Genomic DNA, 26,352 nt, shown 5'->3' with positions numbered 1-26,352 from the left:
TGCAAGTGCGCCCGCACAGTACGCCCGCGCGCCGCCCTGCCCCGCGCAACGAGCCGCGTCCCGTGATCGCGCAACGGCGTTCGACATTCGGCAATAGCGGCAGCGTGATGGCGCCGCCCGTCGCCGACGGTGGCCACATGCTCGATGCAGGCACGCGCACCGCGATGGAGACCGGTTTCGCTCGCGACTTCTCGGGCATCCGTGTGCACGACGATGCGCGCGCTCACGACGATGCCCGCGCGCTCGGCGCGCGCGCCTACGCCGCGGGCGACCATCTCGTGTTCGGCGAAGGCGCGTACCGGCCGGCGTCGGTCGCGGGCCAGGCGCTGATCGCGCACGAGCTCGCCCACAGCGTGCAGCAACGAGGCGTCCAGATGAAGGCGGACGGCCCGCTGCCCGCGCACGCCGACGCCGAACTCGAGGCGCAGGCCGATCGCGCGGCGCTCGACGTGACCGCGGGCCGCCATGTCGGCGCGCTCACGCGCGTCGGCACACCCGCGGTATTCCGCGCGAACGGCGATACGCCGGCTGCAGCGGGCGCGAAGACGCCCGCCGCGGCGGATGCGAGGACACCCGCGGCGCCCGCCGGATCCAACCCGGACCTGCCCGCCGACGTGGAGGTGATCGAGGAAACCCCGGCCGGGCGCAATGCGACGGTGCTCGTCGTGACCGTTCCGCAGTTCAGGTTGCCGCGCGTGAAAGGCAAGGGCGCATGGGTGCAGGAGGGCTACACCGCGATGGCGTCGGGCGGCCGCCTCGTTTTCTCGCCGGTCTTCGACGGCAAGAACTACGCGGCGGCCGAGTCGATCAAGGCGTACATGGAGAAGCCGGGCGAGAAGTACAAGAACATCTGGCTCAACAACTATGGATTCACCAGTCTGACAGGCCTCGCCAAGGGCCTGCGCGACACCGCCGGGTCCGATCCCGAGGTCAACGCGGTGGTCGGACAGGCCGACGTGAAGAAGCTTGTGGACGGCCTCGCGAAGGGCACGCTTACCAGCGCGGGATGCGACATCGACCACGTGGTCGAAAAGCAGGTCGGCGGCACGAGCGTGCCGGGTAACCTGCAGTTGCTCCTGTCCGACAAGAACCAGGCGTCGGGACGCGATACCTATACCGCGTTGATCGGCGAAGTACGCCGCATCCTCGAACCCAACCGCACGCACGTCGTGCAGTTGCAGATCCGCTTCAAGGAGGCCAGGGTCCCCGAGGACAGCGAGGATGCAAGCTATCTCGTCGAGAAGCTGCTGCGCGACAAGAAGGTCGTGGGCTCGAAGGAGGTCATGGCGAAGGGGACGGGCACGCCCGTGCAAGTGGTGGCCGGCGGAGCGAGCGAAGTCATCCGGGTGCGCGGCACCGACGCAACGCCGATCGATTCGAGCGTGCGCCGTCTCATCCCCGGCATGCGGTTCGTGCAGTACAAACGCAGCGCGGGCAGCAGCGCCACGGCGGGCGTCGACACCATCGAGGCGGAACTCCTGTCCAAACCGATGCTCAAGGGCGAACGCAACATCACGCTCTCGGCGAGCGTGGGGGCCCGGCCCGACACACCCGATCCGTCGGCGGGCACGTCCGCGGCGGAGAAGGAGGCGGCGAGCGAGGTACGGCAGCTCAAACTCGATCCGTCCAGAAACAAGGATCTTCCGTTCTACTATCCGTACCTCAGCAGGGGAAAGCTCACCAGGCTCGATGTGAGCGGAGAAGGGTTTGTTGGCGAAGGCGTGATCAGTCCGTCGGTGCGCTTCCTCGGCGATCTCAAGGTTGCCTTCGGACCGGACGAGCTGAGGCTCGTGCAGCCCATCGACCCGGCGGCGATCAACGCGAGCGCCGCCATGCAACGCGTGTCGTCGTTTTTCCGTTTCGCGAGCGGCAGCGTGAGTCTGGACCTCATGAAGTTCAAGCCGTCGGGCAAGCTCGACATGGAATTGGGCCCGCAGGCAAAGCCGCTGATCCTCGGCACGATCGACGCCGCGGAGGAAGGTGGCGCGTTCGTCGCGAAAGGCTCGCTCGCGCCCGCGCAAAAGATTCCGGGCATCAAGGATGCGAAGGGCGAAGTCTCGTACCGCACCGACAAGGGCTGGGCGGGTGCGCTGACCGCGACGAGCGCGTCGATTCCGAACTCGACCACCACGGTGCGCCTCGGGTTCAGGGAAGAACAGGGCGTCATGCATGCGTTCGGCGACGGCAGCCTCGTCACGCAGGTGCGCAGCTCGACGCTCAACCTGCGCGTGGGCTGGAACGGCGGACCGCTCGCGTATCGCGGCGGCGTCACGGTCGAAAAGCCGCTGCCGTTAGTGGACAAGGTCATGCTCAACGGCGGTTACGAGAACGAGGTGCTGCAGCTCACTGGCGATGCGGCCATCAAGTGGCGTTCGCTCGACTCGACGATGAAGGTCACCTACAGCCGCAAGGACGGCGATCCGGAGGGCAAGTTCTCAGGCAGCGCAACCGTGAGCGTGCAGACGGAGAAGGCGTCGGGCCAGCTCGATCTCGCATTCGACGAACAGGGGCACACGACGGGCAAGGGCAAGATCGGCTATCAGGTCACGAAGGACATCCGTCCCACGCTCGGCCTGGAGCTGTCCCACAACAACCGCGTGAAGGTACGCGGGGAAGTGGCCGTTGCCGACATCGCACTCACGAAGATGTGGCCCGCGCCCACCGGCGGCAAGCTCACCTTCATCAAGGGCATCGGCGTGAAGTTCCCGGTGCCCACGCCGATTCCGGGCATCAACGCGTTCGGTGAAATCAAGGCCTCGGCGGGCCTCAACTACGGCGTGGGTCCGGTATGGCTGAAGGGCCTGACCTTCAAGGGCGAGCTGTATCCGCTCGAGGACGAACCGAATGTGCAGGCGTCGCTCAAGGGCAAGCTCTCCGTTCCCGCCTACGGCGAGATCTGGGGAACCTTCGGCGCCTACCTTGGCGCGGAGGCGCTGGCGGGGGCCGCCGGGCTCAAGGGCGGCGTTGAGATCACGCCCGCGCTGCGGATCCAGGGCGAGGGCGCGGTGGACTTCGACGCCGCTTATGCATCGCAGGCGTTTACGTTCTCCGCCGAGGCCTACGCGAAAGGCAACATGAGCGCGAGGCTCAACGTGGATCTCGTCGCCGAGGCCTACGCCGCATGGGGCGCGCTCTCGCATACATGGACGTGGAACGCGAAGCAGATACAGAAGCAGATCGGCCCCGAGCTCAAGCTCACGCTCGGCAAGATCGCTTACGGCAAGGCCGGCGAGATCACGTGGCCCGATGTCTCGCAGATCGCGCTCGAGCCTAAGGAAATCGACCCGATGGATATCGTCAGAGACCTCATCGGCAAGGGCAAGTCCGAAGGCAAGACGACGGAGGTATCGTGACGGCCATCCCGCGCTCTCCCAAAACCCTCGCCGGCGGCTTCATCCTGATGGACGCCGACGGCAAGGCCGTGCTCCGCACGGTCGCGTTTCAGTACAACCCCGACACGCTGACACGCTCGCTCGCGCCGCGTGCCGCGAAGGTGGAATCGGGCGACCGAGTGGAGGCGCTGCGGCTCGTGGGGCCGCCCGTGGAAACGCTCAAGCTCGAAATCGAACTCGATGCGGCGGACCGCCTCGAACATCCGCAGCGCAATCCCGAGACGGTGAGCGATGGCATCGCGCCCGAACTTGCGGACCTGGAGACCATCGTCACGCCGCGCGCCGATGACCTCGATGCCGCGAACCGGCTGGCCGCATCGGGCACGCTCGAAGTGCTGCCGCTGCCTTCGCCGCTCGTGCTGCTGGTGCTGGGCAGGAACCGTGCGCTGCCCGTGCGGATCACGGATCTTTCGGTCGTCGAGGAAGCGTTCGATCCGCAGCTCAATCCGATACGCGCACGCGTGAGCATCGGTCTACGGATTCTCTCGATCGACGACCTGTCGTACGGCACGAAAGGCGCCGAACTCTTCATGACGGCCTTGCGGCGCCGCGAGAGACTCGCCGCGCGCAAGCCCGCGAATGTGCAGTCTCTCGGACTGGACCGGGCGCCATGAGCGACGACTTCTCACCCAACAGCCGCTATCGCAACGTGCCGCTCGCGATCCACACGGCGCCCGACGGCACGCAGACGCCTTACGTGGCTCGCCGCATCATTCCCGCGATGGAGCGCTATCGCGCGCTCGAGCGCATCCGTCCCGAATCGAACCTGCGCATCGACGATGTGGCGGCGCAGGCCTACGGCGATCCCGAGCAGTACTGGCGGATCTGCGACGCCAACGGCGATGCCGAGCCCGCCGAGGCCACGAAGCCGGAGGGCCGCCTGCTCGTCATTCCGTTACCGCTCGAGGTGGCCAGCGATGGCAACGCTTAAAGGTGTCACGCTCACGTTGTTGATGGGGCCCGTCGCGGTGGCGCCCGCGCCGCGCGAGGTGATCGATGCGCTGGAGAGCGCGCAGGTCACCATCGCCGTCGGTCAGCGCTCGGGCTTCCAGGTCGTCTTCACCTACTCGAAGACTTCGTCGATCGCGAAGACGCTGCTGCCTTCGGGTTTCTTCGATCCGCTCATCCGCGTGATCCTGCTCGCGACGCTAAACGGCGTGCCGAAGGTGCTGATCGACGGCCCCATCAAGCGGCAGGACGTGGCCGCGTCGCCGCGCCCGGGCGAGAACCGCCTCACGATCACGGGCGAGGACGTCACCGGCTACATGAACCTGTTCGCGAACGACGGCATGCCGTACCCCGCGATGCCGTCGTTCGCGCGCGTGGCGCTGATCGTGGCCAGGTATGCGATGTTCGGGATCGCGCCGATTCCGGTCCCCGCGATCTTCGAGTCGCCCAGCGTGCCGGCGGACCACTACGCGCAACAGCAGGGCACCGACCTCGAATACGTGGAGAAGCTGGCGAAGGACGCGGGCTACGAGTTCTATGTGACGGCGGGCCCCGTGCCCGGCATGAATACCGCGTACTGGGGGCCGCAGGTCCGGGTCGGCGTGCCGCAGCCGGCGGTCACGATCGACATGGACCACGCGTCCAACGTCGAGAGCCTTTCGTTCACCGCGGACGGCAATGCGGCCACGCTGCCGTATGCGTTCGTCACGGTGGCGGGTTTTGCGGTCCCCGTTCCCGTGCCGGATATCGGCCTGCTCAAGCCGCCGCTTTCGTCGCGTCCGCTCGTTCCCACCAGGATGAAGCTGCTGGAGACCGCCAGGATGAAGATGCCGGAGGTGATGGTGGCGCTGCTCGCGGGCCGCGCCGGAACCGAGCCTGTGACGGCATCGGGCACGCTGGACCTGACCCGCTATGGTCAGCCGCTCGACGCCCGCGCGCTCGTCGGCGTGCGCGGAGCGGGACTCGCGCACGACGGTCTGTGGTTCGTGCGCTCGGTCACCAACACGCTCGGCCGCGGGAGCTGGAAGCAGTCCTTCCAGCTCGTGCGCGACGGGCTCATCGCCAACGTAGCGGGTGTGCCGGCATGAGCTCGGGTCCGCGCTACTTCGGCAAGTACCGCGCGACGGTGCTGAACAACCTCGACCCGCAACTGCAGGGCCGCATCCAGGTGCAGCTCAGCGACCGCTATGGGCTGTTTCCGTCGACGTGGGCGTTGCCGTCGTTTCCGTTCGCGGGCAAGGGGGCGGGTGTCGTCGCGCTGCCGCAGGTCGCATCGAGCGTCTGGATCGAATTCGAGGCGGGCGATCCCGAGTGCCCGCTGTGGAGCGGCTGCTTCTGGCCCGATCCGGCGGGATTTCCTCCGCTCGCCCTGGTGGGCGGCACGCCGGCGACACCGAACATCCACCTGCAGACCACCACGGGAACGTCGGTCACGCTCTCCGACAATCCCGCGCAGCAGGTCATCGTGAAGACCGCGACGGGCGCCGTGATCATCATCGGCACGGCGGGAATCACGATGATGAATGGGCAGGGCGCCTCCATCGCGATGGTGGGGCCGTCCGTGATCATCAACAACGGCGCGCTCACGGTGACCTGACATGCCCGGGCCCGTCCTCCATGCCGGCGCCGCCGCCACCTGTCCGCACGGGGGGCCGCTCAACATCGTCGCGGCGAGTCCGCGCGTGATGGTGAACAACATGCCGGCGGCTCTGCTGAACGACCAGGGTCTCGTTGCGGGCTGCACGTTCGCGCCGGGGGGCAAGCCGCAGCCGTGCGTGACGACGCGATGGATCGTCGGCACGACGCGCGTCACGTCCAATGGCGTGCCGTTGCTGATCAACCCGACCGTCGCGCTCTGCCAGTCGGCGGAACAGCTGCCGGGCGGGCCGCCCGTCATCATGGGCGCCCAGACGCGGGTGATCGCGACATGAGCCGCCTCGCGTTCCCGTTCGCCGTCGCCGCCTCGGGCCGCAGCGCCACCGCCGAGTACGCCAGCGACGAGCACGTGCGCCAGCTGCTCGAACTGCTCATCCTGACGTTGTGCCGCGAGCGCGTGATGCGGCCGGACCTGGGCAGCCCCGTCGTGCAGATGGTGTTCTCCGCCGGCAACGGCCCTGTCGCGGTGGCGTTGCCGGCGACGCTGCAGGCCGCGATCACGCAATGGCTCGGCGATCTGCTCGAAGTGCGGGATCTGTCCGTTTCGTTCGACGAGGCCACAGCCGTGCTCGCGATCGATCTCGAGTATGAGACGCTCGCCTCGCGGGCGCCCGGACGAAGCACGCTTCGCTGGCGACTGGGATGAACGCGGACCGCTTCGCGTGCTGCGACGAACGTCGCCGCACCCTGATCCTCGCGGCCGCCGGGCAACTGAGCGGCATCGACTACATCGAGCTGAAGGCGGGCGCCACGACCGCCGACACGACGATGATCGACGTTGTTCTCGTGAAGCCGCTCGCCATGCCTGCGGCGGCGCTCGGCGTCGACAACATCGCGCTCACGGGCGGTGTGCGCTATCGCGCGCCGAAGGTCGCGAAGGTCGATGCGGATCTCGATGGCGCGGGCCACGTAACGCGCTACACGCTCACCATCGACGGCAACCAGCCGACGGATTTTTCGACCTACCGGCTGGCGATCGTCTCCGGCGCGAGCAACGACGATCCGCCGACGTTTATCGACGACCGCCTCGCCGCAGTGGAGTTTTCGTTCAAGGGCGCGTGCGCGAGCGATTTCGACTGCGCGCCCGATTGCGGCGGCGACGCGCAGCCGCTGCCCGACCCGCCCTTCGACTATCGGGTGCGCGACTATCAGGGTTTCCGGCGCCTCATGCTGGATCGCGTTGCGCAACTGGTGCCCGGCTTTCGCGAGGACAATCCGGTCGATTTCACCACGATGCTCGTCGAAGCGGGCGCTTATCGGGCCGATCAGCAGAGTTACCGGCTCGACTGGGTCGGCACCGAGGCGTTCATCGATACGGCGCGCAGCCGCACGTCCATTGCACGCCACGCGCGGCTGGTCGATTACGCGGTGAACGAGGGCGCGAGCGCGCGCGTGTTCGCGCGATTCGACACGCGCGACGCCGATGTGAAGGTCGCCGCGCACACGCCGTTGCTGGTGCGTCTGGACGGCGTGCCCGAGGTCGTACCCGTGTCGGTCTATCGAAACGTGCTGACGCTGGCGCCGATGGTCTACGAGACCGTCGCCGGGATCTGCTTGCAGCCGTGGCGAAATCACATTTCGTTCTACACCTGGGGCGATGACGAATGCCGTCTCGCGAAGGGCGCGACGTCCACCACGCTCGTCGCCGATATGACCGCGAAGACGCCCCTCGCCGTGGGCGATTTTCTCCTGCTGGTCGAGACGGTATCGCCCGAGAACGGCGTGGCAGCCGACGCGCGCCAGGACCACCGGCACATCGTCCGGATTACTCACGCGCGCGTCGTGACCGACAAGCTGAGGCCGACGGCTACGCTGGTCACGGTCGAATGGGGCGAAGCGGATGCGCTCCCCTTCGATCTCGTGATCCAGACCCGTTCGGCCGATGCGCTGTCGGCGGCCGCCGCAACGATCTGCGCCGAAGCCTGCGCGAACATCGTGCTCGCCGATCACGGTGCGTCGCTGCCGCCCGCGGTGGATGGCATGACCTCGGGCGAGATCGAGGCGCTGCGCCCGCGACTCGCGCCGCCCGCGCCCGAGGCGGACGATCCGTGGCGCCCCACGCTCGATCGCGGCGACGTCGCGCGCATTCAGGCCGTCGATCTCGGCCCGGCCATGACGGCTTCGTCGCTCTCGCAGGTCGTGCCATCGGCATGTCTGCCGGCACTCGTCCTCGATGACGACTTCAATGTGTGGACCGCGCGCCGCGATCTGCTCGCGAGCGATCATTTCGACCGCGGCTTCGTGGTCGAGACGGCGATCGACTTGCGCGTGGCGCTGCGCTTCGGCGACAACGTCGAAGGGCTCGCCCCGACCAGGGACGCGCGGTTCGCGGTGAGCGGACGGTTCGGCGTCGGCCTCGCGGGCAACATCGGCGCCGGCGCGCTGGCGCACGTGGTGCTCGCGCCGCCTTACGACGCGGCGAACGTAGTGGTGAGCAATCCGCTGCCCGCGCGTGGAGGCTGCGATCCCGAACCGATCGCCGCGGTGCGCATCGCCGCGCCGCAGGCATTCCGGCGCCAGGAGCGCGCGGTCTCGGCGGCCGACTACGCCGCCGTCGCGAGGTGGCACGACGGTGTCGCGAATGCCGTCGCGGTGCCGCGCTGGACGGGCGCCTGGCAGACGATGCTGGTCTACGTGGATCGCAAGGGCGGCCTCGCGATGGATGAAACGTTCCGCCGCTCGCTGCTCAACCACTTCGAGCGCTATCGTCTGATGGCATTCGACGTGGCGCTGCACGACGCGATTCCCGCGCCGCTCGACATCGAGCTGCTCGTATGCGCGCGTCCCGGCGCGTTGCGCGCGATGGTCGGCGCGCGCGTGCGCGAGGCCCTGCGTCCCTCGGGAGGCCCCGGCGGCGTGCCGGGCCTGTTCCATCCCGACCACTTCACCTTCGGCGCGCCGCTTTACCTGTCGCGGCTCATCCAGGCCGTGATGAAGGTGGAGGGCGTGCAAAGCGTCAACGTGCGCAAGTTCCAGCGGCTGCGCGGACTGCCGGGCACGGAACTCACCGAAGGCGTGATCCGGCCGCATTCGTTCGAGGTGCTGCAGCTCGACGATGACCCGAGCTTTCCCGAGCGCGGACGGCTCGTGCTGGACATCGGAGGTGGCCGATGAACCCGGTCCGGCCGATGGCGTGCTACTGCGGAACCTGTGCGATCTGCGCGGCATCCGGTGTCGTGCCGCGTCCCGCGGTGGCGGACCCGCTCGACTATGCGCACGGTGCGATCAAACGCCGCCTGCTGGAGTCGATCGCCTCCGTCGAGATCGACCGCGAGCGCCCGCTCGACGGACTCACCACGCGCGAGGACGATGATCCGGCCATCGCGCTCATCGACGCGTTCGCCGCCTCGATGCACGTGCTCGCCTGGTACGCGGCACGCCTGTCCGATGACGGCTCGATTCTCCGCACACAGGATCGCGGCGCGCTCGTCGATCTCACCCGGCTGCTGGGCTATGAGATGCGGCCCGCGCTCGCGGCCACCACGACGCTCGCCTTCACGGCCGACGAGGCGGACGCCACGGGGTCGAGCCGGATCGTGCCGAAGGGCACCAGGATCGCTTCGGTTCCGGGGCAGAACGAACTGCCGCAGATCTTCGAGACCGATGCGGATCTGGAGGTGCGTCCGGAGTGGAACGCGCTCGGGCCGGTGCTGCAAAAAGATCTACAGAGTATCGATGACGGCGCCGGCGAACTGGACATGGTGGTCGCCGACCTGACGATGCCCGTCAAGGTGGGCGACGCGGTCATCGTCTGGTCGGGAAAGGACGGCACCAGGCCCTGGCTCTATGGACGTGTGTGCGCGGTGACGCGCAAGCCCGACAGCGACCCGCCCGAGACGACACCGTCGCGCACGGTGATCACGCTCGCCTCGCTGGTGGCGGTCGCGGCCATCAACACGGCGGCCGACGCTGGGTTCAGGAACCATCTGGTCATTCTGGGCGCGCGCGCGGCCGCGTTCGGCGTCAACGCTCCCGATCCCGCCCTGCTCCCGCAGGGCGCGAAGTTGCCCGACTCGATCCACGCCGACGAGGTCGATCTCGATGCGGTGCATGCCGAAGCGGTGAAAGGCGCGTTCGTCCTGTTCGAGCGTGACACGGGCGCGCGCGGGCTCGCGCGCATCGCCGAAGTGAACGAGCGGGGCGTCGTGGGGTGCGGGCTGTCCGCGAAGGTCACCCACATCACGATCGAGGACTTCGACCTCACGCCGGACTTCATAAACCGCGTCCGCGAGACGGCGATCTACCTGGAGACCGGCCGCTATGCGCTGCTTCAGTATGACCGGGACGAGCCGCTGCCCGCGCCGTCGCAGGCAGACCGGATCGCCGTCGCGGGAAAGGTGAATTTGCCGCCTGGCAGGCGCGTCGTGCTGTCGGGCGAGACATGGGCGGGCAGCGGCAAGCAGGGCGCTCCCGCCGCGGAAGTCGCCATCGTGAAGTCGTGCCGGCCCTCGGGTAACGACACGTTGATTCTCTTCGCGCGGGCGGTCTCCATCAGCTTCCGCTCGACCAGGCTGTCAATCGCCGCCAACGCGGTGAGCGCCTCGCATGGCGACACGCCTCCAGGTGGCGCGGAATTGCTCGGTTCGTCAAGCGCGACCATCGCCATGCCGCGCTTCGCGCTCAAGCGTTCGCCGCTCACCTATCTCGCATCCGCCGATGCGCGCGGCTATGAGCCGGCCATCGACGTGCGCGTCGGCAACCGTCTGTACGACGAAGCGCCGACACTCTTTGGCAAGGACTCCGCGGACCGCGTCTGCCACGTGAAGCGCTTGCGCGACGGAAGCAGCGAGGTCATGTTCGCCGGGCGGCTGGCCACGGGCGTGAACAACGTCACGGCGCTGTATCGCACGGGCGGCGGGCTGGCGGGCAACCTCAAAAGCGGGCGCCTCACCACGGTCATGACGCCGGTGCTCGGCGTGCCGAAGGCCGCCAACCTCGTTCCGGCCGAAGGCGGCAGCGACGCGGAGGGCATCGAGGACCTGCGCAGCGGCGCGACGCAATCGATCCGCACGCTCGACCGCGTCGTTTCGCTGGCCGACTACGAAGCGTTCGCACGCACGCGGCGCGGCGTCGGCAAGGCGCTCGCCACGGAACTCCAGACGAGGATGCGCTCGGTGGTGTGTCTCACCATCGCCACGACCACATTCGCGCCGCCGACAGCCGGATCGGATATCGTCAGCTCGCTGCGCGATGCGCTGGCGCTCGTCTCGCCCCCCGGGCGCAGTGTCCGCATCGAGGGTTTCACGACGCTCGTCGCGACCATCGTCGCCGCGCTCGCGATCGCTTCGGGGTATCGCCGCGAGGACGTGGAGGCGAAGGCGCGCGCGGTCCTGCGCGACCGCTTCGCGGCGCTCCAGCGACGCTTCGGCGAAGCGCTTCATCGCAGCGCGGTGCTCGCGGCGCTGCAGTCGGTGGAGGGCGTGCTCGCCGCGCGCCTGGACACGTTCGCGTTGCCCGACGGGCCCGCCGAGCGCGACGGCCGTCTGCTTTGCCCCATCCCGCACATCGACAAAGGGCAGTTCGTCGCTGCCGGACTGCTGGTTGTCGATGCCGACGCCGTTCAATTCGTGGAGATGGCGCCGTGACCGCACATACGTCGCTCGCGCGTATCGACGCCGCCACCGAGCGGCTCTATGCGTTGCTGCCCGCACACGTGCGGACCGAGGATGCGGCGCGCGGCTGGCAGCTCAAGGCGCTCATCAAGCTGCTGGCCTCGGGCAGCGCGGCGATCGACGCCGAAATCGACGTGCTCTACGACTCGATGTTCGTGGAGACCGCGCCGCAGGCCGCGCTCGCGGACCTCGCCGCGCTGGTCGCGGCCGACCCACTGCGGCCGCTGCCGGCCGGCCATGGCTTGAGCGCGCGCGCGTACATTGCCAACACGCTTCATTACCGGCGCGGCAAGGGGACAGCGCGCGTGCTCGAAGCGCTCGGCAGCGATGTGGGCGGTTATGGCACGGTCGCTGTCGAATACTTTCAGCGGCTCGCGCGCTGCCAGCATCTCCTCGATGTGAGGCCGGAGCGTTCCGGCACGGCGTTGCCGGTGCGGGGCGTCACGGCGTCTCGGGTCGGCACCGCGTTTGACACGCTGCCGCGCCTGATCGACGTGCGCTCGATCGCGCGCGCGGGCGGACGCCATCACGTACCGAACGTGGGCGTGCATATCCAGCGTCCCGCGATTCTCGCGTTTCCGGTCCCGCGCGCCGACGCCACGCTCGACGACGCGGCGCTTGCCGGCGTGCCGGCGGCGCGACCCTGGCCCGCGGGCGCGAACCAGTACGCGGGATATTTCCAGCTGGCGGCGCAGCCGGGCCGCGCGCTACGGCTGTTCAACCCCGACCGGCGCGTGAACCACGAGGATGAACGGATGGTGGAGCCGCGTCTGCGCGATCGGCTGCGCCGCTTGCCCTTGCACCTCGAGACGCAGGAGCTGCGCGACGCGAACAGCGAACAGCGTCCCGCGCGGCTGGGTGTCGCGCCGTGGTTCGAGGACGGATTGCCGTTCGTGATCTTCCTGCGCAACACGGGTGCCGACCACTACGACCGCGTGATGCCGGAACAGGTCCGCATCGCCAACCTGGACGCGTTGCCTGTCACGTCGGGTGCGCGGCCGGCTCGCATGCTTGCCTATCACGGGTTCGAAGGCGCGGTGCCGAAGCCCTTGGACGGGCCGCCCGGCCAACCGGTCCGATGCTGCGTCGATCCTGTGACGGGCCGGCTGATCGTGGCGGCGCCGGCCGCCGGCGCCGCGGACGTGCAGGACGTACGCGCGGCGTTTGCCACGGGTCTCGGGATGGAGATGGGCGCCGGACCGCACGAGCGGAACGCCGACGACGTGCCGTTCGACATCACCGATACGGACAAGCTGAAGCATTTCGTGCGCGTCGTGGACCCGGCCCAGGCCCCCACGGGCTTGCCCGGCGACGCCGACCGCATCGTTGCGTCGCTCGATGTCGCGCTGGCGGAATGGGCCGCGAGCGGCGCAGGCAAGCGCGGCATCATCGCCCTCGCGCGCTGCGACCGCGAAGGCGCGGCGGGCGTGGCCAAGGACATCACGGTCAACGCGCATCCGGGAAGCGAGCTGCATATCGTGAGCGCGCAATGGCGCGCGAGCCGGAAAACGGCCAGCGTCGCCTTCAACCCGGACCGCCACGGCTATCTCGTGCGGCGCGAACGGCGCTTCACAATCGACGCGCCGTTGCGGGTGGTGGCGAGCGCGGCGCCCGGTCCGGACGTGCGAGCGGGTGTGCTCGTGCTCGACGGGCTGGAACTCACCCAAGGTCTGGTTCTCGACAACCATGCAGTGTCGCGGTTGCGCGTGCGGCACTGCACGCTGCGCGCGCCCGGCGCCGCGGCGCTCGGCACGAAGGCGGCGTTGCAGGGGATGAACGTCGTGATCGAGCGAAGTCTCGTGGGGCGTTTGAATCTCGAGGACGCCGCGACGCCCGGCACCGGCACGCTCGCGATTGCGGACTCGATCGTGTCCGACGACGGCGCGCTCGACCTGGCAATCGACGCATCCAGCCTCGACACGACGCTTCGCAACGTGACGATTCTGGGCACGAGCGAGATGAAATCGCTCGAAGCGACGAATGTGATTTTCTGGGCGGCGGCGACGGTGACACGCACTCAGTCCGGCTGCGTGCGCTTCAGCTCGATCGCGCCGTCCTCGCAGGTGCCGCGGCGCTTTCGCTGTCAGCCCGACCTCGCCGTCGCGGCGGCGCAAGCGAAGAAGGGTGCGCCGCTCTCGGGTCCGGAAGACACGTCGGCGCGTCTGTCCGTGCTGCCGCTCTTTCTCGACACCTCGCTCGACGAGCCGATGGTCGCCATGCTGCACGCGGCCGTGAGCGACGGCATTCGCCTCGGCGGAGAGAACGATACCGAGATGGGTGCGTTCTCATCGGCGGCCGACGGGCTGCGGCGTGCGAACCTCGAAAGCCTGTTTGACGACTACACCCCCTTCGGCATCGAAGCCTGCGTCATCGACGACACGCGTTCGAGCCTGGCGGCCCAATTGAGGACCCAGCCATGACGATCCGAAACGATGCAACCCGCTTACGCATTCCGATGAGCGATCCGCGGCGTCCGCGTGCCGTGGTCGCGCGCCAGGGGATGGCGCTTCTCGATACCGACCTCGACCAGCAGTCGCGCCACCAACTCGACCGCATCGAGACGGAAACGGCGGACACGCTGGGGCCGCCCGACGACCTGCTCGTGCCCGCCGGCAACGACGGCTTCCACATCACGCCCGGCGCGACGGCGGCGACGTTCAAGATCGGCGCGGGCCACGGGTATCTCGACGGATGGCTGCTGGAGAATCCGTCGTCGTGCACCAACGGCACCCAGCCGCATCCCCGGAATGACGACGGCGTCGTGTCGCCGGCGATCATCGGCATCAAGGCGCTCGTGCGTTACATCGATTCCGTGGAGGATTCGGGCCTCGCCGACGTGGCGCTGGGCGACGCGCAGGCTTCGGGCCGCTCGCTGGTCGACTGGCAGGTCTTTCCGCTCGCGATCGGCGGTGCGAACCCGGTCAGTTGCGCAACCGGCGCGGCGGACGCGCAGTGGCGATCGCTCATTGCGGGCTCGACCGGCAAGTTGACCGTCATCGAGCAGGCGGCCGTCGCATCCACGGACCCGTGTTCCCTCACGCCCGCCGGCGGCTTCAACCGCATGGAAAACCTGTGCTACCGCTTCGAGATTCACGACGGCGTTCCCGACGCCGCGTTCCCGGATGCAGACGGTCCGCGGTTCCAGCTCGACAAGCTGCGGATCAAGTTCTCGCGGCGCAACGCGAGCGTGCTGGCGCGCGTGACGAAAGTGTCCGGAAACGAGATCACGGTCGGCGCGCCGCCGCTCGATCAGCGCAACTGGTTCGCGCCCGGGCAGTACGCCGAGCTGGTATCCGTCCACGATGACGTCGATCCGCGGCAGGCATTGAAGACTGAGCGGCTGTACCGCGTGGCGCTCGCGGCCGACGATCGCGTGGTGCTCGAAGAGCAGAGCGCTGGCGACATCGCCGCGGTGGGCGCGGACGGCAACGGCGGCTGGCTCCTGCGGCTATGGGATGCGTTCTCCGACGGCGAGGGGCTCGCGACGGTCGTCGCGGCAGGCGGCGCGGTGCAATCGCAGGACATCGATACGGGCGACGGGCTCATCGTGAAGGCGGGACTGGGAACGTTCCGCCGGGGCGACTACTGGACGTGCGCCGCGCGCGCGAACGGCAGCGTCGATTGGCCGAAGACGGGCGCGACGCCGCAGGCCATGACACCCCACGGCCCCGAGGTGCGCTACGCGTCCATCGCCGCGATGAACGGCGCGCCGGGAGCGATCGTTCTCGACGATTGCCGTATTCCATTCGGCATGCTGAGCGACCGGATACCCGTGTATCGCGGCGGCGACGGCCAGAATCTGTTCACCACGGCAACGGCGGGCATGGTGGCGCTGCCGGGCAAGCTTCGCGTGGGGGTGGTCCGCGGTGAGCATCCCGTCAACGGCGCCGCGGTGAAATGGTCGTTTGTCGGTCCGGCGGGCGGCTCATGCCAGATCAACGGCACGCTTTGCGATGCCGCCAATTCGCCTCAGACTTTCACGGATGCGAATGGTCTCGCGCAAGTAGAGTGGGCCATCGACGCCGCGCGGCACGGCGACTCGCACCAGGTGCAGGCCTCACTGGTGGACGCCGGAGGGCTGGTCGTTCCGCCGATCCTGTTCACTGCCGCGTTCGAGACCGCGGCCCGTACGGCGTACATGCCGGGCAAGTGCGCGCATCTGACGAACGTGAACAACGTGCAGGATGCGCTCGACACGCTGTGCTCGAAGATCGGCGCGCCACAAAAGACCAGGGTGATCTCGTTGCGGTCCATCGTGTTGATCGACCAGCAAAAGAAGCCGATACAGCTTATCGAAGAGGACCTGATCCTGAATGGCAGGTCGGTGTACGAGCGGGCGTTCGTGGGCGGCATTTTCTTCGGCTTCGACACGATGCCGGACCATGTGGAAGAGGATCAGCCGGTCGCGGAGATCGAACTGGATTTGCCGTATCCTGCGACCGATCCTGACCGGCTCTATTGGCGTGCCGCGACGGTCCCGAGTGACGCGCCGCTCGCGCAGCCTTTCGGTTTTCAGCGTGTGAGGCTGGATGGAACCGTGAGTAAGGTCGACGATGGCCAGAATTTCGGTGCCCCGGGCGAGCACGGCATTGTGTGGCTGCCTTCCCCGCAGGCCCGCGATTTTCTCATCAGCGCCTCGTCGCACATGTTCGGCGCGTTCATCACACAGGCCTATGCCAGCCAGCTCAAAGACGCCGGATGGAAAACCGGATGGAGGCCGTCACGCGTGCTGTGTCGTATCCGGCTGCGTTCGGCACACATCTGGTCCGACACGACCGATGGGCGCATCTACCTCAACGCCGAGCATCTCGGTACGAGCCGGCAGGCGACCGGCATTGAGCTGCTGACGAACGAAGTCGACCCGCAGCGCGCCGCGGATCTGGATATGTTCATCTATCTGCATAGAGGCTGAATCTGACGACGTGCGCTGCCCGATTAAAAGCTTGCGTAGCGCCACAACAAAATCCCCGCGACTATCCGCTGTACAACCAACATATTCAAATATTACGCAAAACCAGATTTTCGATTTAATTCGTATTTAAAAATGTGCGGAGGCGAACATACAGGGTTTGCGATTTTATGAATGAAATTTTCTGTCTGTAAAATTTATCAATTTAAATGTCATTTTGTGGTCGTTGATCGACCATTCGATGTCATCTCAAAAATTATCTGAGATATATCTGAATTCATCGTCGGAACGCTCCTCATCGACGAGGTGGATTGGCGGGCCGTCACCGCTGTAACCGCGTTGCCGTAAGCACTCCACGCCGTCCGCGCCCCCTCGATCTCCCCTCGAACCAATCTCATTTTCCGCTAATTTATCCTACACAAAAATCGCAATTATCAGACTCCGGGTTTCGCGATTTTGATTTAGAGATTTTCCAATTTAACTCAATATAATAAAAAATTAACCATATTTAAATCCGGTGGCCGTGATTGGCGCCTTTCATTTAGTAAATTAAAGGCAGACATTCGTCTTGCGATGTCCGGACCTCATGGTTGACGTTGGAAATATTCGAGAGGCAGGAAAATCCCGCCCTGGCTCCAATACGGTCATGAGTGAGCGACCATGTACTGAACGGGGAAATTGGCGGCCATGAATAAAGCATTTTGTTCGATATGGAGTGAGGCGCTCGGCAGTTGGGTTGCCGTGGCGGAAACAACGAAACAGCGCGGCAAGCGCACCGGCAGCGCGGTTGCAGGCCGTGGCAGCGGCGGTGAGTACCGCGCGCCGCTGCGATCGCTGCGGCGCATCGCGATCGCACTAGGATTCAGCGTGACGACCCTGCCGGCGGCAACCGCCTACGCATCGAACTGCGGCGACGGCTCGACCGTCACCTCAGGCGGCACCTGCGCGCTCAGCAGCTTCAGCCCCGCGACGAACAGCAATCAGGCCGGCGCGGTCGCTGTGTCCGGCGGCGACGCGGCGACCGTCTCCGGCGCGTGGACCGGTTCCGGAGGCCAGAGCGGTTATTCCAGAGTGCCGCTCGGCAGCACGACCATCGTGTCGGGCGACCCCAATCAACAGAACCTCATACTGGGCGGGCGGACGCAGAGCGTTTCCACCTCCGATCCGATCACCGGCGCCAACACCACGATCGCGACCTACAACTCGAACAACTTCGCTACTTCGAACTGGAGCTCGTCGTCCGTGCCGGTGTTCCAGGACGTCAATGGCGATCAGTACGTCGACACCCGTATCGGGACGGTCGCGAGCACCGGCGGCACGCTCGACGTCAACGTTGGCGATCCGGCGAACGCGCCGTCGGCCGCCGGCAACAGCATCGTGATGGCCGCCAAGCAGTCGAGCCTCGTCTATGCCGACGGCACCGGCGCGGCATCGTCGGTAATCAACTGGGACTCGCGCAATCAGATCGTTTTCACCGCGCTCGCACCGAACAGTACGACTAACGACTTCACGATGCAGGTGCCGGTTTATGCCGGGACCTTCCAGGCATTCGACGGCAGCGCGTGGACCGTCACCGATGCCGCATCGCTGGCCACGTACAACGACTTCCTCGTGCAATCGCTGCAGAGCGGCGCATTGAATTCGCCGTCGGCGTATGACTCGGCGTTCAATCAGGCCGTCGCGTTTTCCACTCAAACGGTCCAATACGCAAACAATCTGACGCCGGGCGATACGGGCAATCTTCCGGTCGGGACCGTGGCGGTGATGCGCGGTACGGGCCAGAATGCGCTGCTGCACGTCGCGGCAGGCGGCGAGCTCGACACGGGCGGCCAGGTCTATGCGGCCCTCGCGGAAAACGGTGCAAAGTTCGTGAACGACGGACAGCTGTCCGGCACCGCGACGCTCGTCGCTCTGCAAAGCGGCGCTCAGGGCGTCAACAACGGCGTGATCTCGGCCGGTTATGCGTCCGGCGGCAACTTCAACACCGGCACCGCGACGCTGCCCGACAACTTCGGCCTGAACAACTATGCGGAAGGCTACGCGGTCGATGCCAGCGGCGCCGGCACGAGCTTCGTCAACAACGGCATCATGAACGTCGCGGCGTGGACCTACAGCAGCGCGAACACGTCGCAACTGAACTATGCGGTCGCGGTGTCGGACAATGCGGTCGCTTCCAACGCCGGCATCATCAACGTCGGCGTCAATCCGACGAAGTTCGAAAGCGCGGTGGTCGGCGGCCTCGTTGACGGCGGCAGTTTCACGAATCTGGCGGACGGCACGATCTATCTCGGCCGCGCGGCCCAATACGACGCGTCGGCGCCCGAAGCCGTCGCCGATGTCGAGTTGTCCGCGCACACCTACGGGATCGTGCTCGGCAGTAGCGGCAACGCGAGCAATCTCGGCAACATCACGATCGGTACGCTGACGCAGAATGCAACCGCGATGGCGAGTGTGGATTCCACTTCAGGGGTCCTGAACAATAGCGGCAACATCGCGATCAATGGCGCGATGAACGTGCCGTTCGTCAACGTGGGGATGCTCGCGAGCAATAGCGCGGCCACTATCACCAACACGGGCACGATTACGCTCAATGGCGTGAACGGAATCGGCATCGAAGTGCTCGGCACCGGCTCGACACCTACCGCGGCGACATCGACGGGCACGATCAACGTCGCCGGCGGCGCCGATCCTGCATCAGGCACGCGCAACTACGGCGTGTGGGCGCAGGGCGCAAATGCGACGGCCACGATCGACGGCGCCGTCAATCTGACTGGTGAGGGCGCGATCGGCGTGCACGCGCGCGACGGCGCGACGATCAACGTCAGCGCCAACGCGGTGCCGGATTTCGTGTCGGGCGCCAATCAGATCGGCTTCTACGCGTATGGCGCGGGTTCGAGCATCAATGTGGCCGCGCAGAATCTCACGGTCGGCACAGACGATTCGACGCTGTTCCGCGTTGCGGGCGGCGCGAGCTATAGCGGTTTGTCGACGGCGGGCACGCTGACGAGCAACGTCGACGGTCAGGGCGCGCGTGGAGTGGTCGCGACCGGCGCGGGCACCACGTTGGCCACCGGTACGTCGGTCTACAACGTGAACGGCGCGAACGGTGTCGCGATCGTCGACGAAGGCGGCGCGAACGGGACCATCGATGCCGGCACCACGATCAACCTGAACGCGACGGGCGCGATTGCCGGGGTCGTCGACGGGCAGGCTCACGATCTGTCCAATGCGGCAAGCGGTACAGCGGTCGCGACGCAGCTCACCAACAACGCCGCGGTGACTTCGAGTACTGCCGGCGTCACCGGCTTCGTCGCGCAGAATCTCGGCACGCTGATCAACAACAACACGATCACGCTGAGCGGCGCGGGATCGACCGGCGTCGTGGTGGGACCGCAGGGCACGGTCGATAATGCAGCGACGATCCGCGTCACCAACGGCACGGGCGCGCTGGTTCAGGGGGCAACCGCCACCCTGAGCAACAGCGGCACGATCCGGGCCGACGACGGCGTCGCGGCGGTGCATCTGACCGGAGCGGGCGCGTCGGTGGCGTTGTCAGGGGCGGGCAGTATCGTCGCGGGCGGCAGCGCGGACGGCGTGCTGATCGACGCGACGGATACCGGTGGCGGCGTGAGCGCGGGCGCGACTTCGATCTCGGTGAGCGGCTCGGGACACGGCATCAATAACCTCGGCGCGAATTCGACGATCGCGCTCACAGGTACGCACATCGACACGACCGGCAACGCGAGCGACGGCATCTCGTCGACCGGTGCGGGCGCAACGATCTCGGCCGATTCGGCTACCACCATCACGACCTCGGGCGACGACGCGACCGGTCTGTACGTGACCGGCGCGGGCTCGCGAGTAACGAATGCCAGCGCCACTATCGCGACGTCCGGCGATAACGCGGTCGGGGTCGAGATCGGCAGCGGCGGGAGCGCGGTGCTCGCGGGCGCGCGAGTCAGCAGCACGGGCCAGGCGGCCGACGGCGTAGTCGCAACCGATGGCGCGGCCGTTACGCTCGACACGAGCACGGTAAAGACTGCTGGTGATCGGGCCGACGGTATCGTGGCGCGCAATGGTGCGAGCATCGTCGCTACCGGATCATCGATCGACAGCGCGGCGGCCAATGGCGCGCGCGCGGATAGCGGCGGCGCGTTGAGCCTTACCGGAACGACGCTGACGGGGGTGACCTCGGGCATCGTCATGTCGGATACGTTGGCCAATGGCGCGGCCAGCGCCGTGACGGTGACAGGCGGCAGCGTCGCTTCGTCGAGCGGCCCCGCTTTCCTCGCGGACGGCGCGAATGCCGCGCTGACCGTGCAGGGTGGCGCGGCCGTCAGCGCCGGCAACGGCACATTGCTGAGTCTCGTGAATGGCAGCAACGTGACGATGACCGCGGCGGGCGAGAACCTGACCGGCGACATCGTTTCGGATGCAACCAGCAGCGGCAACGTGCTGCTGACCAACCAAACGACGCTGACAGGTCGCATCGCGACGGCGGCGTTGACGCTCGACGCGACCAGCAACTGGAACGTGAGCGCGAACTCGACGCTGAGCAATCTCGTCAATGCGGGCACCGTCGCGTTCGTTGCGCCGAGCGGGGATCCGGCCGCGGCGAGCAGCTACAAGACGGTAAGCACTGCCAGCTATGTCGGCAACGGCGGCACGCTGGCGTTGAACACCTATCTCGGCGCGGACGATTCGCCGACGGATCAATTGATCGTGAACGGCGGCGCGGCGAGCGGCACTAGCGCGCTGAAAATCACCAATACCGGCGGTCCCGGTGCACTGACGACACGCGATGGCATTCCCGTCGTGGTTACCGCGAACGGTGCGACGACGAGCGCATCCGCGTTCCATCTGGCTGCGCCGGTGCAGTCGGGTGCTTATGAATATCTGTTGTATCGAGGTGGCCAGAGCAGCGCTGATAACTGGTATCTGCGTTCTTATCTGCTGCCGGGTTCCGGCGATCCGTCGCCGCCGTTCCAAGGCGGGCTGCCGCGGCCCGCGCCGATCGCGTACCGGCCTGGGGTGGTCGGTTATACGCTGACGCCGGCGTTGAACGCCGATTACGGTTTCGAGGTTCTGGGTCGCATGCATGAGCGCGTGGGCGACATCGTCGCCGTCGAGAGGCAGCAGCCGGCGAATCGCAATGGCGTGTGGGGGCGCATTGGCGGACAGAGTCTCGATGCAAATGCCAACGATCGTTTCTCGGCCGATGCGAAGACTTTTTTCGCGCAGTTCGGTAAGGACTGGACGCTCGATCAGACGGCTGGAAAGGGGAGTACGCACGCGGGGGTGACGGTTACTTTCGGAACGGCGAGTGCGAGCTTTAGCGACTCGGCGCGCAGCATCAATGAGTCGCTGTCGAACTCGACGGGTTCGATGAATATGCATGCGCAGAGTGTCGGTGGGTATTGGACGCGCTATCTGGGCGACGGCACGTATTTCGATAGCGTTGCGCAATTGACGCATTACGAGAACAGTTATAGCGATGTCAACGGCAACGCCGCGTCGCAACACGGTTTTGGAGTTGCGTTGTCTCAGGAGATCGGGAAGCCGTTTCAGATTGGGAGTAGCGCGGTCGCGGTCGAGCCGCAGGCGCAGTTGATGTATCAGTATCTGAAGCTAAACCGGTTCAGCGATAACGTTTCGGATGTCTCCGGGACGACGATGAATGCGTTGCGTGGGCGGGTTGGGGTGCGGGTTTTTAATCCTGATCTATATAACGAGACGCGGACGTCTGCTGCGACGCCTTATTTTACGGCGGATGTTTTGCATGACTTTCTTGCGCCTGGGCAGACTGTGGTTGGAGGGACGCCGTTCAGGTTGGGGCTGGCGCGAACCTGGTATGAATTGGGGGTTGGGGTGACTGCCGGTTTTGGAAAGCGTGGCGAGTTTTATGCCAATGTGAAATATGCTCGAAATCTTGGGGGGGAGTATCGGCAGGGGGTGTTTGGGAATTTGGGGTATCGGTATAGTTGGTGATTGCTTTTTGCCCTTGGCGCGGGCCGGCGCTTTTTTTTGTTTTCTTAGGGTGTTGGCCTTTCCTTGTTTTGCTTTCGGTCTATTGGTGTTGCCCCTGTGCGGGGGATTCTTTCTGTCTACCGGTGTGCGCGGACGTTCCATTTGATTTAAAAATCAAAGACTTGTGTGTATGTTGATGCCTGGGCATGCACCGTTGTACATCGCAGGCTTTGTCCTGATTTTGTCCTGTCAGGCCAGCTTGCGGCGCGGTGCCCCATCTATATATGAGGACATCGCAGCATGGGCACACGTCACCGCATCGACCGCGCATTCATTCGCGCCATTTCACCGAACGGAAAATACCAGGCGTTCCAGGACGCGGACCTGACCGGCTTCGGCATCAAGGTTTCTCCCGTGGGCACCGTTGCCTACACCTATCGCTGGGTCAAGCCGGACGGCACTCAGGGCCGCCGCAACATCGCGCGCTGGCCTGACCTTCAGCCCGGAGAAGCACGCGAGCTTTGCCGCCGCGAAATCGCTTTGCTTGACCGCAAAAGCGACTCGCCCCTTCAGTTAGTCGAGCGCAAGGCGCAACGCGTTGCGGTTCAGAAGGTCGCAGGCGTGCCGACCATCCGTGCGTTCCTTGACGAGCGTTACGAGTGCCATCTTCAAACGAAGATGACACAGGCACGCGCCACTCTGACGGCGAAGATGATCCGCATGTCGTTTCCTAAGCTGCTGGACACGGCGCTGGATGAATGCACTGCGTTGACGATTGAAGCCTGGCGTTCGGATTTACTGAAAGCAGGATTGAAGCCGTCCACACTGAACCGCAAGCTGAACGCGCTGCGGGGTCTTTTCGCACGCGCTGTTGAGTGGGAACTGATCCCCGTCAGTCCAATGAAGAAGGTACGCAAGCAGGCTGAGCCTGATGGCAAAGTGCGCTTCCTTGACCAGGAAGAAGAGGACCGGCTTTATGCGGTCCTTGCTGCGCGCCGCGCATTGCTGTGCGCGAAGTACGGCGCAGACCATGAAGATGCGGCCGAAGTCGCCATTGTCGTGAGCCTGCACACGGGTCTGCGCCGTGGCGAACTTCTGAAACTGCAATGGCGCGATGTTGACCTTCAACACGCCTTTGTCACCGTTCGTTCCGAGAACGCGAAGTCTGGCAAGCTGCGCCACGTTCCCCTGAATGCCGAAGCACTGGCGATACTGAAACGCTGGCACGCTCGCGCGGTCAACCGCTTGGTGTTTCCCAACGAGTCGGGCGACGCTCCGCTGCGCGACCTGAAGGCATGGCCGGATATCCGGGCTGCTGCGGAACTGAACGCCTTCCGCTGGCACGACATGCGCCACCACTTTGCATCCCGGCTGGTCATGGCAGGCGTAGATTTGAATACGGTCCGCGAACTGCTGGGGCATGCCGACCTGAAAATGACGCTGCGCTACGCGCATCTGTCGCCGCAACATCGCGCCCGCGCCGTCCGCCTGCTGGAACGCCCGACCAGCGCGTCGGTACGGCTCGCCGCGTAACTCGTCTCAGCTTACCGCATGGAGCACACGCTTAGAAACGTGTGCTTTTTTTTCATCTAACTAACTAATCACCGGCAGGATTGCAATAAAAAAAAGCACTTATCCACAGGCATGTACTGGCATTTATAAATACTTTTTAGGGGCCTACTTGCCCCGACAAGGAGCAATGCCATGCAACAGGAGACCAGCCCGTCAGTTTCCGGTGTGACATCGGGCGCGCTTACCGACGCATCGCCAGCGGTCGCTGACACAGATTTGCGACGCGCATTCACGATTGACGAGTTCTGCGACGCTTATCACCTCAGCCGGTCTTTCTATTACCGGCTACGCCACGCGGGCAAAGGCCCGCACGAAATGCGGTTAGGCCGGAAAGTCATGATTACGACAGGTGACGCCCGCGATTGGGAAAACCGGATGCGGATGCTTGTTCACTCGGCAGAGCCGAATCAGTGATATATGCGGGCAGTCAGGCCGCTTCGACGTTCGAGGTTACAAATGAATTACGGCTTTGATTTATCCGGGTGCCGTTTTACTACCGATCACGAAGGTAATCGCGAGTCGGTCGAATTGCCAATCAGGGTCTTCAATCTCCTGATGGAATTCAGGAATGCCGCGCTGCGGGCGCAGACGGCCGAAGTGGAAAAACATACCCCGCGTGGCACATACCGGAGTTCACTTGCCAGCCTGGCCAGCCTGCCCGGTCCCGCATCCATCGGCGACGAGCCGTCCCCAATTAAACCTCCCGCGCCACAAACTAAACGGGAACGGGCCGAACGCCTTTTTCTGACGCCCGAAGAACGGATAATGCAGGAGGCCTTGCGAGCCGTGGAATTCCCATCGTCGCCGGGCGCAACGCCCACCGGCCCGTCCGCACCGCCGCAGGAACCGGACTCCCTGAAACGCCCCCGTCGCCCGAAACAGCAGGTTTTCTTTCCGCGCGTGTTTTCGGAGCCAGTTCCCGAGGAGGTGGCGAGGCTGATCGAGCAAGGAACTTATATGTTGCGCGCATGGCGTCTCTATCGAGAGCTTTCACCTGGCGAAGCGGCCGAACTGGCGGGACTCTCGCGGGACACGATCCTCTGGCACGAGCACGGCTACAACGTGCCAAACATAGATACGCTGAAGCGATGTGCAGATATCTACGACTGCACGGTCGCGCAGCTAACTCCAAAGCCCGGTTCCGAAACAACACCTGTTCAGTCCATTCGCACGCGAAAGGCGCGTGCGATGGAATATGCCCCGGACGACACCCGTTACCCTGATGCCGTCATGGCGTACCTGATCCAAGGCAAATCTCCAGTTGTCGCGTGGCGGCTGTACCGACATATGACCATAGACCAGTGCGCTAAGGCCTTCGGCTGCACACCGAAAGCATTCAAGGATATGGAAGCATTGCCCGTGTTGCGGGACCGTACCCGCAAAAGCCTCGCAATGGTTCTTTCCTGCAACCCGATGCAGTTGCTATGCCCTAAGAGTCTGGTAGTCGAGACCGTTTCCTCTCAGGCTGAACCCACGCCGAGCGCGCACGGTCGGCAGGGTAAGACCGACAACCTCAACGCCCGAAGCGCTCGCCTATAGGCGGCTGGAGAAAAAACATGAACCTGAACAGACGAACGAGAAGGAAAGGCAACACTGAAAAATCAGTTGCGCCTTCCATTAATCAGTTTGGACTCGCAATGAAAAAGATATTCACAGGTGCGAAAGGCATTCGTACGCCCATCGCGTGCCCGGATGGATAGAACCGCGTTGTACCGGCGCGGCCCGATCCTCCGGACTGCGCCAGGTGTTCAGAGCCCGCACTCAGGTGCGGGTTTTTTTTTGTGAGTCCATTTAGGAGGCAGCAGAAATGAATCTAGGAGCTAATGTCACTCACGTGCGCGAGTACATGGGATGGGAGCGAACGGAATTCACGTATCGTTTCGCGCCCGCCACCCTGGACAACAACGATAGGAAGCGATGCTATGACAACCTTCGTTCGCTCGAAGTGAGAAAGCAGCATACGTCAGAGTTGCTTGTATGGCTGGAGCCAGTGCTGAAGATTAGCGCAGCTACCTTGCAGAACGACGACCTGACTCGCCTTACGCCCGACGCGTTGGTCGCGTTGCGCGAGCGCTATGCCGGGCCGTCGATGGATGCGCTTACGGTAGTAGTAAACAGGTGCTGCGATGGTGTCGAGCCGACGCCTGAAGAATATCAGGCCGCTATGCAACAGGCGGATAAAGTGAATAAGCGCGAGGACGTATCACGGCTGCTGAAGAAGATCGCGGTAGAACGGAACAGGTGGCGTCGTAACGCGACGCTTCAACGTGTCAATCACTGGAGGCAGGTATAACAC

The 26,352-nt window shown here is 65.3% G+C and carries 16 protein-coding genes; all 16 read left to right on the top strand.

Features of this window, described 5'->3' with window-relative positions:
- The first annotated feature begins 62 nt into the window (after window positions 1–62).
- Complete coding sequence (locus BTH42_RS32150) at window positions 63–3,353, top strand: DUF4157 domain-containing protein (protein ID WP_075305216.1); 3,291 nt, start codon at window positions 63–65, stop codon at window positions 3,351–3,353.
- Window positions 3,350–4,006: a hypothetical protein gene (locus BTH42_RS32145; protein WP_075305215.1), complete on the top strand. Its 657-nt coding sequence runs from the start codon at window positions 3,350–3,352 to the stop codon at window positions 4,004–4,006. The genes BTH42_RS32150 and BTH42_RS32145 overlap by 4 nt, the downstream gene beginning before the upstream one ends.
- Window positions 4,003–4,323, top strand: a complete 321-nt coding sequence (locus BTH42_RS32140; RefSeq protein ID WP_075305214.1) for a hypothetical protein — start codon at window positions 4,003–4,005, stop codon at window positions 4,321–4,323. Before BTH42_RS32145 ends, BTH42_RS32140 begins: the two co-directional genes overlap by 4 nt.
- Entirely contained in the window at window positions 4,310–5,428 is a 1,119-nt protein-coding gene (locus BTH42_RS32135; protein WP_075305213.1) for a hypothetical protein, read from the top strand. Before BTH42_RS32140 ends, BTH42_RS32135 begins: the two co-directional genes overlap by 14 nt.
- On the top strand, window positions 5,425–5,937 hold the full coding sequence (locus BTH42_RS32130; RefSeq protein WP_075305212.1) for a phage baseplate assembly protein V: 513 nt from the start codon (window positions 5,425–5,427) through the stop codon (window positions 5,935–5,937). Before BTH42_RS32135 ends, BTH42_RS32130 begins: the two co-directional genes overlap by 4 nt.
- A 1-nt stretch (window position 5,938) precedes the next feature.
- Entirely contained in the window at window positions 5,939–6,271 is a 333-nt protein-coding gene (locus tag BTH42_RS32125; protein WP_075305211.1) for a hypothetical protein, read from the top strand.
- Window positions 6,268–6,642: a GPW/gp25 family protein gene (locus tag BTH42_RS32120; RefSeq protein ID WP_075305210.1), complete on the top strand. Its 375-nt coding sequence runs from the start codon at window positions 6,268–6,270 to the stop codon at window positions 6,640–6,642. The genes BTH42_RS32125 and BTH42_RS32120 overlap by 4 nt, the downstream gene beginning before the upstream one ends.
- Complete coding sequence (locus BTH42_RS32115) at window positions 6,639–9,110, top strand: baseplate J/gp47 family protein (protein WP_075305209.1); 2,472 nt, start codon at window positions 6,639–6,641, stop codon at window positions 9,108–9,110. The genes BTH42_RS32120 and BTH42_RS32115 overlap by 4 nt, the downstream gene beginning before the upstream one ends.
- Entirely contained in the window at window positions 9,107–11,581 is a 2,475-nt protein-coding gene (locus BTH42_RS32110; RefSeq protein ID WP_075305208.1) for a baseplate J/gp47 family protein, read from the top strand. Before BTH42_RS32115 ends, BTH42_RS32110 begins: the two co-directional genes overlap by 4 nt.
- Complete coding sequence (locus BTH42_RS32105) at window positions 11,578–14,028, top strand: hypothetical protein (RefSeq protein WP_075305207.1); 2,451 nt, start codon at window positions 11,578–11,580, stop codon at window positions 14,026–14,028. Before BTH42_RS32110 ends, BTH42_RS32105 begins: the two co-directional genes overlap by 4 nt.
- A complete protein-coding gene (locus BTH42_RS32100; protein WP_075305206.1) occupies window positions 14,025–16,520 on the top strand; it encodes a DUF6519 domain-containing protein in 2,496 nt (831 codons plus the stop codon). Before BTH42_RS32105 ends, BTH42_RS32100 begins: the two co-directional genes overlap by 4 nt.
- Before the next feature lie 684 nt (window positions 16,521–17,204).
- Window positions 17,205–22,505 (top strand): autotransporter outer membrane beta-barrel domain-containing protein, encoded by a 5,301-nt coding sequence (locus tag BTH42_RS32095; RefSeq protein ID WP_075305205.1) that lies wholly within the window; start codon window positions 17,205–17,207, stop codon window positions 22,503–22,505.
- A 279-nt stretch (window positions 22,506–22,784) separates the two neighbouring features.
- A complete protein-coding gene (locus BTH42_RS32090) occupies window positions 22,785–24,017 on the top strand; it encodes a tyrosine-type recombinase/integrase (RefSeq protein ID WP_075305204.1) in 1,233 nt (410 codons plus the stop codon).
- A gap of 171 nt (window positions 24,018–24,188) precedes the next feature.
- Entirely contained in the window at window positions 24,189–24,470 is a 282-nt protein-coding gene (locus tag BTH42_RS32085) for a helix-turn-helix domain-containing protein (protein WP_075305203.1), read from the top strand.
- 42 nt (window positions 24,471–24,512) lie between these two features.
- Window positions 24,513–25,595, top strand: coding sequence for a helix-turn-helix transcriptional regulator (locus BTH42_RS32080; protein WP_075305202.1), 1,083 nt, complete (start codon window positions 24,513–24,515; stop codon window positions 25,593–25,595).
- Between the two features lie 268 nt (window positions 25,596–25,863).
- Window positions 25,864–26,349, top strand: coding sequence for a hypothetical protein (locus BTH42_RS32075; protein WP_075305201.1), 486 nt, complete (start codon window positions 25,864–25,866; stop codon window positions 26,347–26,349).
- Window positions 26,350–26,352: the final 3 nt, after the last annotated feature.

Source organism: Burkholderia sp. SRS-W-2-2016, from assembly GCF_001931485.1.
GTDB lineage: Bacteria > Pseudomonadota > Gammaproteobacteria > Burkholderiales > Burkholderiaceae > Paraburkholderia.
This window is presented reverse-complemented; position numbering and strand designations above follow the sequence as displayed.